Source organism: Psychrobacter sp. A3 (assembly GCF_028823565.1).
GTDB classification, from domain to species: domain Bacteria; phylum Pseudomonadota; class Gammaproteobacteria; order Pseudomonadales; family Moraxellaceae; genus Psychrobacter; species Psychrobacter celer.
The window spans coordinates 63,630-74,017 of the sequence record NZ_JAPEHS010000002.1 but is presented as its reverse complement, the minus strand read 5'-3'; the positions used below and the strand labels follow the sequence as shown (position 1 = coordinate 74,017).

Sequence of the window (10,388 nt, the reverse complement as noted above, 5' to 3'; positions counted from 1 at the left end):
GATTATATAAATATAGAGAAGAACACATCATGAGTAATAATAACAATAAAAGTAAGGCTGATATCAGCTCACAAGAAAGCTGGGCCAGTAATATTAGCGATTATATTTTGCTACGTCGTCAGCAAACGCATGTAGCCTATAGCAGGGCCGATGCAACGGCTAAGGAGAGTAGTGCAAAAGTAGACTCAGCATCAGATAACGGCTTATTTACCGCTCTATTTACTATGTTGGCTGCGCATTTAGAAGAGGGGCATACTGTACTCAGCATTCAGGAAACTGAGCATGAAGCGCCGCATAGTGGTCGGGTTGGTGGCGAGACAGTGACACTATATGAGTGGCAACAGCAGCTGTTAGAGATGCTAGCAATGCCACTGATTGCCTTGATTGACACTCAAATAGCGGTTCAATCAGAGGTTGATATTACGGCAGAGGCATCAATATTTGTGTTGCTGGAGAATTTGTTTGCTAAGCAAGACCAGTTATGGGCGCAGCTGGCACTTAGCAATCATGAAAAAGAGATGTTGGTTAAAAGGCTTGATGCAGTAGCGGCACTCTACCAGTTATTGAAAAATAGTAACTTAACGTTTTTTGCTAAGTTAATCGATGAGCACACTTTGTTCGCTGACGTTAATGCAAACGCAAACCATAATGAAAATAAAAATAGCCTAAGCAAAAATAATCAACCTATCATTTATCAGCACATTAACGGCAAGGAGCATGATAAACAAAACGCAGCAATCACGTTTTGGTTACACCGAGCGTGGCAAGCAGAATTTAACTTAGCGGCACGCATCAATACTATTTTAGACCAACAAGTAACGCCGCTTAAGATAGCAATACCTGACAACCTTCACGAAAATCAGATAAAGGCGATTGATATCGCCAATAAAAATGCCTTTAGTATCATTACAGGCGGCCCAGGCACGGGCAAGACTTACACCGTGGCGCAGCTGGTGATGGCATTGCAGCAAGCGACAGAGAGTAGGGGGGCGGCACATGAAAAAATCAAGTTTAGTACAGACAGTGCTAGCCTAGCGTTAGCCGCGCCAACGGGTAAAGCGGCACAGCGTATGCAAGAGTCTTTGCAAGCTGCGTTAGACGCTGCGAATGTCGAACTACAATTACAAGAAGCCAAAACCATTCATCGCTTGCTAGGTATCGGACGTACGGGCAGACCGCGTTATGATGCCAATAATCCACTTGGCGAGGATATCATTATCGTCGATGAAGCATCGATGCTAGGGGTGGAGCTGGCAAATTACCTTGTCAGTGCAGTAAAGCCTGGGGCGCGACTGATATTGTTGGGTGATGCCAACCAGTTGGCTGCGGTAGATGCAGGGGCGGTATTGGCTGATTTATGCCGTATTCCGCGCTTGCAGGCGATTCATGCGGAGCTCACAGAGAGTCGCCGATTTACCGCTGACTCTGGTATTGGTAAACTTGCTTATCAAATAAATAAAATAGAAACCGACACGCAGGCTATTTGGCAGTTGTTAAAATATGATGAGGCACTGAGCTTTGAGTATATAAACAATATCAATAGCTTACCAACTTCATCAGCTAATGATAATGCTATAATAAATAGCCTAAGCGATAAAGAAAGAATATTAAAAGCAACTAAACATTATAACTCATACTTAAATAAAATCAAGAATCTTCTGCAAAACCCAATAGAAAAATCCATGCCAAAGTTAGTCAAAACAACCATTACTTCGCTAATGAACACCTTCAATCAGTTTCGAATATTAACTGCCGGCCACAATGGTGAATGGGGTGATCATTACATCAATAACTATTTTACACAGTGGCATCTTGCTGAGCTGAAGCTGCCTTTGGGTCAAAACACTTGGTTTCATGGCCGCCCTGTCATGATTCTACAAAACAACTATGAGTTAGGGTTGTTTAATGGCGATATTGGTTTTTGTTTGCAGACTAGCGATGATCGTAGCCGTCTCGAGGTGTTTTTTGAAAATAAGGAGCAGGGGATTGCTGTTAATTTGCTCAATGAAGAGGTCATTGCCACCGCTTATGCGATGACTATTCATAAATCCCAAGGATCAGAGTTTGATCATGTGATCATTACTTTTGACAATAGTCACGCAAGGCTGCTGAGTAAAGAACTGATTTACACCGCTGTGACACGTGCCAAAAAACAAGTGACCATATATAGTACAAAACACGCACTAGAAAAAGCCGTTCAAACGCCCACTGAGCGCCATACAGGGTTAGCCTTACAGTTTTAGAGTCACTACTAAACCTATAAGCAAAAAAAAGCATCCGATTAGGATGCTTTTAAAAATGCCCGCTTAAATAAAGCGCTTACGCTTCTTCTTTAATGGCATAAATACCTGGCAGGTGACGTAGATAACCATGGAAATCCATGCCACAACCATAGACATAACGGTCTGCAACGTTGATACCGACAAAATCCACATCAAAGTCAGGAACTTTGCGATCATGTTCTTTATTTAGCAGCACGCAGCATTCGATAGACAGCGGTTTTTCTTTACCAAGTTGTTCTACGACGGCTTTTAGGGTGATGCCTTCGTCAAAAATATCATCGATCAGCAGTACGTGCTCACCTTCGATACTGACATCAGGCTTAAATTTCCAGTCTAGCTCATTGGTACCTTCGTTATCACGGTAGCGTGAGGCATGGATATAATGCATACGATGATAAAAAGTCAAATGGGTCAGTAGTTGACCAGCTGGAATCAATCCGCCGTTCATCACGACCATGACGATAGGATTTAGGCCAGCGTAGTGCAGGTTGAGCTGAGCGGCCAGACGCTCATAAGCTGCGGCAACTTCGATACTGCTAATAAGGCACTCTGAGTTGCGTAGGGTTTTTTCGATTTCTTGGTTACTAATTTGGGTCATGGGTTGCGCCTTTGATAAAAGTGCCGCCTATTTTAGCAAATTTTACTAAATTTGCCCAACATTCCAGTCTTAATAAAAATATAATATTCGCTATTCTGGCTTTTTTACGATAAAGGGGCGGTAATAATTGGCCAAACGGTTTAAGGAAGTATCTGGCAAATCGGGCAATAGCTTGTTTAATGCCATAGACATGCCTTTGTCGATGGTCGCTTTGGCAACGGGCACAGATTTGCGTTTGATCATGCCAAGCTTCAAGGTTTCAGCATAGCGGCTGACAAAGTGTGTCAACGTTTCCTCGTTCATGGTTTCAAGCGCGGTTTTAAAGGTTTTCATATCTGTATGCTCAGGCGTAATCGCTGCAAAGCCTTTGTCGATGGTCATGGCGTCTTTATCAGACAGCTGAAAACCAATGCGCTTGATACCATCATTATCGATAAATGTCGCTCGATCTCTTAAAAAATGAAAGCTGGGTAGCACTTCTTCGTTGTTTTCTTTACCCAGTAGGATGTTTAATAGCGTGTCCGTCGCTTTTTCAACGGTGCCGACCACTTTGCGCATGGCTGCTTGACGCTCAGGGTTTGGAATGATATCCACTAAGCCGACGAGTAGGTTGTCAATCAGGTCACGCGCGGTTTGGTGAGTCAACGCGTCGCGATAAGGGTAGTAATCTACTGACTCATTTGATTCAACCACTTGCTCTGCTTCAGTAATAAGCGCTTTTAATTTGTCTGAAGGAACGAATCCAAAATAATGTGCCATGCTAACTCCTTTATTTGTTGTTTTTAACGTCTTACTACTGTTGTAACCTTTGTAACCTTCAATAAATCAGTTACCATCTAAGGCATGTCTTTTATCAAAACATACAGGAAGTGAAGACATGCTTATAGATAGACAAAGAAAAATTCATCAAAATTTGTGTTCATTTACCAAGCGTTTTAATCTTACAATACCATATGAAAAATCGGTGCTATCAATCAAATCAATGATCAGCTGCTATGTCTTTGATAGCAATGTTCTGAGGCTTTCATCGCTCACTAATTTAGCATACTTTTTTGATTTTGATTTAAAAAGCTTGAACTCATAAGGCCATCTAATACTTGTCTAGGGAGAGATAAGATGAATAGTGCTATTGTACTGCTAATTGCAGTTGCTGCCATGCTCTGCGGTTATGTGTTTTATTCAAAATTTATCGCCACAAAAATTCTGGCATTGGACAACAGTCGTCCCACGCCAGCTCATACGATGAAAGATGGGATTGATTACGTCCCTACCAATAAGTATGTATTGTGGGGACATCATTTTACCTCAGTGGCAGGGGCGGCACCGATCATCGGTCCAGCTATTGCAGTGATTTGGGGCTGGGTGCCTGCCATCATTTGGGTGGTGTTGGGGACTATTTTTATGGCGGGTGTCCACGATATGTCCGCTATTTGGGCGAGTATGCGCAATCGCGGTCAGTCGATTGGCTCTATCGCGGGTACGGTCATGGGCACACGTGTGCGCAGCTTGATGATGGTCGTAATATTTTTATTGTTATTGATGGTCAATGCGGTGTTTGGTGTTGCTATCGCCAATATGATGATAAAAACGCCGTCTGCTGTACTACCAGTGTGGGGCGCGTTAGTGGTGGCCTTTATCATCGGTCAGTGTATCTATCGCTATAAGATGAATCTGGTTTGGGTGTCTATCATTGGCGTCACTGCTTTATATGGGCTGATTTATCTTGGCCCTATGTTCCCTGTGGTGTTACCTGAGACCTTTATGGGTCTTCCTGATAATGCCCTGTGGATCATTATCTTATTTACTTATGCGGCGATTGCATCGTTATTGCCGGTGTGGATGCTATTGCAGCCGCGCGATTATATCAATGGTTTGCAGTTATTTGTCGGTTTGGTTTTATTATACGCGGCAGTATTTATCGCAACGCCAAACATCGTCGCCCCAGCCGTCAATACCGCACTGCCAGTCGGTACGCCTTCGCTGCTACCTTTGCTATTTGTGACCATTGCCTGTGGTGCTATTTCAGGGTTTCATGGATTGGTGGCGACTGGGACGACCTCCAAGCAGATCGACAAAGAAGAAGATGTGCGCTTTGTCGGGTATTTTGGTGCACTGGGTGAGGGAATGCTGGCGCTCGGTGCCATTCTTGCGGCCACTGCCGGCTTTGCCAGCTTAGGGGATTGGCAAGCGGTTTATCAAAAATTTGGTGACGGCTCTGTGGGGGCCTTCATCGATGGCGGTGCCACCATACTCAACGCCGGTGTGGGTATCGATATCGTGCTATCCCAGACCATGCTTACCGTGATGGCAGCTTTGTTTGCTGGTACTACGATGGATACTGGTGTTCGCTTGCAGCGCTATATATTTCAAGAGTTTGGTGAGATTTACAAGCTACCTGTACTGAGTAAAAGCGTCGTGGCTACCTTGCTTGCCGTAGGAAGCTGTTTGCTATTGGCATTTGGCGCTGGTGGTATAGATGGCGCTGGTGGTATGATTATCTGGCCACTATTTGGTACGACCAACCAGCTCATGGCAGCCTTAACCTTGATGATCGTCACAGTTATCTTACTGCGTAAAGGTAAGCCTGTCTGGTATACCTTAGCGCCTTTATCATTTTTACTGATCATGACCATCTTTGCATTATTAATTCAGCTAAAAACGTTCTTTAATGATGGTAATTGGCTACTCATTATTATGGATATTGTCATTTTAATCGCCACGATTTTAGTGATGTTTGAGAGTCTGTCGGTACTGCGTAAAGAATGGACATCGCATAAAGCTAAAACGGACTCCTAGTTGAGGTTAGAACCTATCACCCATATCTTTATAAAAAACGCTAGCAGCAATTGCTGGCGTTTTTTGTATGAGGTAGGCATCATAGGTATGATAAATAAGCAAAATGCGAGTAAATCATGGAAGATAACAAGACACCAAATAACCTAGAAAACATGCCAGACCGTCTAAAAGATAACCAATCGTGGTGGCAACGGCTTGTGGCAGGACTCAATGAGTTTTATCATGCACCATATCGTCAAACGATGGCACGGGCAGCGCGTGACGAAGAAGATTTTTTTATGCTGATGATGTTTGCAGAGAGCCTCGGTATTGATAATCCTGCCAGCTTTTATACCTTAGAGTTACAGCCGTTATTTTTAGAAAACTTTCACGAATGGCACACGCGCATGGGTATGTATAGATGCCCATTTGACCATGTTGGCTGCTGCTAATCGTTTATTTATGATTGAAAAATAAAAATAATATAAGAAATGAGATAAAAATATGGCATTACATCCTCTACATACATTAGTAGAACAACTAAAAGCACAACCGATTATATTTATCGGCGGTAAGGGCGGTGTGGGCAAGACCACTACTGCCGCCGCCCTTGCCAGTTATTACGCAAGCCAGCAGCAAAAAACGCTGATTGTCTCAACCGATCCGGCCCATAGCTTGGGTGATGTGCTTAATATGCGGTTAAGTAACGAGAAAACAGCGGTAACGCCTTATCTTGATGCTATCGAGCTAAATCCTGACGTCATCGTCGATGCGCATTTTGCTCAAGTGGAGCGCACAATCAGTGCTTATGCCAATCCCGATATGATGCCCAAAATTCGTGAGCACCTGCGTCTATCTAAGTCGGCACCCGGTGCACAAGAAGCAGCGATGCTCGAATCCATGTGTCAGCATTTAGTCGAAGCGGCTGATGCAGGCTATGAGCATATTATCTTTGATACTGCACCGACAGGGCATACGCTACGGTTGCTAGTACTACCAGAAATGATGGGCGCATGGACAGATGGATTATTGGCACAGCAAAGGCGGCAAGCCAAATTGCGCTCGGTGGCGAACCATTTAGACAGTCACAAGCAAACGCGTGGTAGTGGTGGTCAAAAAAACAGCGATCATGATGTGCCAAATCCATTTGCTGCAAAAAAATCGGATCGCTGGGAGCAAGCGGTAGCAGTACTAGAAAAACGCAAAGCACTGTTTCGTCAAGCAGGCCTACTGCTGCATGACCGTGGCCAAACGGCGATTGTCTTGGTAATGACCGCCGACGTGTTACCACTGGCTGAGACCAAACGCGCTGTCTCACAATTAGAGGACAGTAAACTGCCGCCAGCAGCGATAGTAATCAATCAACTAATCAAACCGACGCAGGCGGATGCATTTTGGCAGCATCGCGCCGAGCGCCAGCAACAGCTACTGCAAGATATTGAAAGCAGTTTTCCCAATTATTCGCTATACCCAATCTATTTGCAAAAAACAGACGTACGCGGTACAGATGCATTAAGTACCTTGCTAGAGGCTTCATTCTAGCTGGTCACTCAGACTCACGTGATTGTAATTTGCTCGCCAGCGACCACGCCATATCGGCACGTAATAGCTGAGCCTGCTCGGATTTACCGCTACTAAGCGATGACCACTGCGGTTTGCCGCGCGCTTTTTTGAGCTCGCTTGGTAGTTTGTGTGTCGGCCATGGCGTGACGGTATGGCCGTCGTCATCTAACGCTTGCTCAGTATTGGTTTTTTCCCCTTTATACAGCAATTGCGTGGCATCAGTTGCTGCATGACCGCGATGGCGCAGGGCGGTAAGCAAATCTATCGCACGCGTGGCGAGTAAGGTTAGAGTGGCAGGGTCGATATATAAGCGCTTTACGCCAGTGATTTTATCAGCGATGCTACTGGTATTAGACAATAACCCACCTGCGATACCACCGATGGCAGCGCCCAATCCCAACGTCGTGCCAAGGGCCGCCGCATCAATACCCAAGCCTAATAGTGCACCTGCTGCCGCGCCCGACGTGGTGCGAATACCATAGCTTTTGAGCAGCTCAGGGTCAAAAGGATCTTGCTGGTACGCTTGCAATTCAAGCGGGGTGGCTGCTACCGCATTATCATAAAACTTATATAAATTGAGCAAATTGTGCTGCATCGCCCGTTCGCTTTGCCTCACCGCTTCTTGCATTTGTGCAAGTATGGGCATTGGGTCATCATCTTCATTGATTTCATAAACGAAAGCGGCGACATTTAATAAAAAGTCGGCAATGATGATATTGGCCTCATCATACAGCTGTGCCCAGTTCTCTGTTCGACGCGTCATCAGTTGCTCAAGCATCTCCGAGTGAGTGAGCATGGTGGCGAGATTTTGCCATAGGCGCATCTCGTCTTCAAATTCAAAGGCGACGGAATCAAAGCGCGTCGATATATGCAGATTGCGTCTTGCCAGCATCGTTTGCCACTCATCGATATTGGCACCCTGACTGTCGGTAAAATTAAATACTGGCATCACTGGTATCGCCGCCCACGATAAAATAGCCAACTCGTCTTTGTATTTACCGAGTACCGGCTCACGCGCATCGACGACATAAATGGCCATATCGCTTGCCAGCAGCTGCCGAATCACTTTGGCTTCTTGGCTATAGTCGTCATTGCCGCCACTGCTCGTTAGGGCATCACCACCTTGGGCAATATCTGCGGCCAAAAACTCCTGCAAACGCTCAATACCATCACGGCGACTGGCCGTATTGTCTTCTAGCCAATCCATCAGTCCTGAAGCGTCCTCTAGGCCAGGGGTATCATATAGTATGACCAAGTCTTCACCGGTTTGGCTATCTGTGAGTTTGGCTTGCTCCACATGACGCGTGGTGGCCGCCTCATTTTTGACTTCACCAAAATAAACATCACGTAATAGTGTGCGCAGGATAGAGGTTTTACCTGTGTTGGTATGGCCAACGACTGCCAGTTTCAGCGCTTCGCCACTGGCGATGGTTGTTTTTTTGCCAGCGTGCGCTGTCAAGTCGTTTGATTCTTCAGTGGCATGAGTCTGCGTAGATGCTGTTGGCGCGGCCTTTACATACCCTACATGGGTCTCGTCTTTTAGAGCTTTGTCGGCAAATAGGCCGACGGGCTGACCATTGGTTTTATTATTATCCATTTTATGTTTCCGTATTATTCATATATATATAAACGCTAGAGCTTTTGTGCAAATACCAAAAAACGTGACTAACTGTCCACTAGACCAATGTTTCGCGCCGCAAGCGCGGTTTGCCACTGTTGATAGCGAGTGTCTTGGTTTGCTATCGTCTGCACCGAGCCTTTTGCCAAAGTGCCATCACTAAGCAGCTGGATAATAAGCCCGTCTGCCGCATGCTCTGCGATACGATCGATTTTACGCAGGGTGCCGCGATCAGGCAGCGCATTACTATGAACGCCTAATAATACTTGCACGGGGTGCTTATCAAGATAGCTTGTCAAGCGCTCCATATCCTCGCGGTCATCAACGATACCGAAATCCTCTATCTCACTATTATCATTAATATCGGCATCAAGACCCCCATGCCACCAGTTGTCTTGCTTTGCTGGATACTCGAGTAGGGCCACCAGTTTTTTACCAGTGCTGACCGTCGCTTTTGGCGCGACAGGAGCGGGTGCTTCTTTAAAATCATCAGCATCCACCACATGACGCTGCCAAAAATTCAAAATTTTTTGATAATAAGGCTGCTTGATATCTAGGCGCATTTTTTTGCGGCGAAACATCAACGCACAAAACGCCCAAGCGATTGCTCTAGGTACGATACCATACATCAGCAAGCTTCCTACCAGCAGCCCCGCCCATTGCCGCGCGGCAGACAGCGGCATCGCCTCAGTCACCATGCGGCTTTGGGCGATAGCGGTACTGTCTGGCACGTCAAACCCTACCAAGCTTGGCAGCCAGCCGAGTATCTGAGTCAACGTGATAAGCGCCTGATCAGACAGTAAGGTCGACTCCCAGCTAAAGCTGTACTGACGCACGATCAATAAAAACACAATGGCCAGCAGCATACCCGTCAAGGTAGCGAGCCATAATTGATGGCTAAAACGCCCCAAATACCAGCGCATACCGCTGTGCTGTAGTTGACGCTCGTACAAGTTCACGGCTGCTTTGGTCACATCGTCTTTACCACGAATAAGATAGCTGGGACTGACAAAACTGGCAAACCAATTGGACGACTGTTTGCCTTGATTGATGAGCGTCATCGCAAGCCAGCCTAAGAGCATAATGGTATGAAAGCCAAGCAAGCAGACCAGCACATAAAAGAAATTAACCACATTGGTCTGAAGTAGGGTAAACAGTCCTAGAAACCCTGAGATGCACCACACCACACTCATGACTATCATGATACCCTTGATGCGGCCATCAATCTTGCCGAGCACCCCTGCCAGCGCACCGTTACTATCAATACGTGAGGCGCGGCGGTGCAGTTTTTGGATAGGTTTTCCATCCTCACCTTGCAGCTTTTCGGTGATAAGTAGTGGGTCGGTTGCAAAGACATGCTGCTGTGTCTCAAGCGTGCGCACCAGCTCAGTCAGTTGGTCTTGGGGTGATAGCATAAGATATCCGTATAAAAGCGTTGATCAACAATCATCAGTTTGATTGTGTGAATGATTATTGTAGCCTATATCGTATGGCGGTGACTTCGGTTATTTTTAGCGTTTTTTCATAGTATATGTAAAATAAATGCGCCAAA

At 45.7% G+C, this 10,388-nt stretch carries 8 protein-coding genes; 4 read left to right on the top strand and 4 right to left on the bottom strand.

Annotated features, from left to right (window positions below):
• The first annotated feature begins 29 nt into the window (after positions 1-29).
• Positions 30-2,243, top strand: a complete 2,214-nt coding sequence (recD, locus tag NK638_RS00935; RefSeq protein ID WP_274631561.1) for an exodeoxyribonuclease V subunit alpha — start codon at positions 30-32, stop codon at positions 2,241-2,243.
• A 76-nt stretch (positions 2,244-2,319) separates the two neighbouring features.
• Here the strand turns inward: recD and NK638_RS00930 are convergent, their stop codons facing one another.
• On the bottom strand, positions 2,320-2,880 hold the full coding sequence (locus NK638_RS00930) for a hypoxanthine-guanine phosphoribosyltransferase (RefSeq protein ID WP_274631560.1): 561 nt from the start codon (positions 2,878-2,880) through the stop codon (positions 2,320-2,322).
• A gap of 90 nt (positions 2,881-2,970) precedes the next feature.
• Positions 2,971-3,639: a hypothetical protein gene (locus NK638_RS00925; RefSeq protein ID WP_274631559.1), complete on the bottom strand. Its 669-nt coding sequence runs from the start codon at positions 3,637-3,639 to the stop codon at positions 2,971-2,973.
• Between the two features lie 357 nt (positions 3,640-3,996).
• On the opposite strand from NK638_RS00925, the gene NK638_RS00920 reads away from it, so the two are divergent.
• The 3 genes from NK638_RS00920 to NK638_RS00910 all read left to right on the top strand — a co-directional run bounded on the left by NK638_RS00920 (position 3,997) and on the right by NK638_RS00910 (position 7,197).
• Complete coding sequence (locus tag NK638_RS00920; RefSeq protein WP_274631558.1) at positions 3,997-5,676, top strand: carbon starvation CstA family protein; 1,680 nt, start codon at positions 3,997-3,999, stop codon at positions 5,674-5,676.
• A gap of 116 nt (positions 5,677-5,792) precedes the next feature.
• Entirely contained in the window at positions 5,793-6,107 is a 315-nt protein-coding gene (locus NK638_RS00915; RefSeq protein WP_274631557.1) for a cory-CC-star protein, read from the top strand.
• A gap of 52 nt (positions 6,108-6,159) precedes the next feature.
• Complete coding sequence (locus NK638_RS00910; RefSeq protein ID WP_274631556.1) at positions 6,160-7,197, top strand: ArsA family ATPase; 1,038 nt, start codon at positions 6,160-6,162, stop codon at positions 7,195-7,197.
• A gap of 4 nt (positions 7,198-7,201) precedes the next feature.
• Here NK638_RS00910 and NK638_RS00905 read toward each other — a convergent pair whose 3' ends face one another.
• Both NK638_RS00905 and NK638_RS00900 read right to left on the bottom strand, forming a co-directional pair.
• Complete coding sequence (locus NK638_RS00905; RefSeq protein ID WP_274631555.1) at positions 7,202-8,815, bottom strand: GTPase/DUF3482 domain-containing protein; 1,614 nt, start codon at positions 8,813-8,815, stop codon at positions 7,202-7,204.
• A 68-nt stretch (positions 8,816-8,883) separates the two neighbouring features.
• Positions 8,884-10,251 (bottom strand): DUF2868 domain-containing protein, encoded by a 1,368-nt coding sequence (locus NK638_RS00900; RefSeq protein ID WP_274631554.1) that lies wholly within the window; start codon positions 10,249-10,251, stop codon positions 8,884-8,886.
• Positions 10,252-10,388 lie beyond the last annotated feature (137 nt).

Bases quoted from the DNA above. Each gene is read 5' to 3' on its own strand.
- NK638_RS00905 (WP_274631555.1), bottom strand. From the start codon at position 8,815: ATGGATAATAATAAAACCAATGGTCAGCCCGTCGGCCTATTTGCCGAC.
- NK638_RS00910 (WP_274631556.1), top strand. From the start codon at position 6,160: ATGGCATTACATCCTCTACATACATTAGTAGAACAACTAAAAGCACAA.
- recD (WP_274631561.1), top strand. From the start codon at position 30: ATGAGTAATAATAACAATAAAAGTAAGGCTGATATCAGCTCACAAGAA.
- NK638_RS00925 (WP_274631559.1), bottom strand. From the start codon at position 3,639: ATGGCACATTATTTTGGATTCGTTCCTTCAGACAAATTAAAAGCGCTT.
- NK638_RS00920 (WP_274631558.1), top strand. From the start codon at position 3,997: ATGAATAGTGCTATTGTACTGCTAATTGCAGTTGCTGCCATGCTCTGC.
- NK638_RS00915 (WP_274631557.1), top strand. From the start codon at position 5,793: ATGGAAGATAACAAGACACCAAATAACCTAGAAAACATGCCAGACCGT.
- NK638_RS00930 (WP_274631560.1), bottom strand. From the start codon at position 2,880: ATGACCCAAATTAGTAACCAAGAAATCGAAAAAACCCTACGCAACTCA.
- NK638_RS00900 (WP_274631554.1), bottom strand. From the start codon at position 10,251: ATGCTATCACCCCAAGACCAACTGACTGAGCTGGTGCGCACGCTTGAG.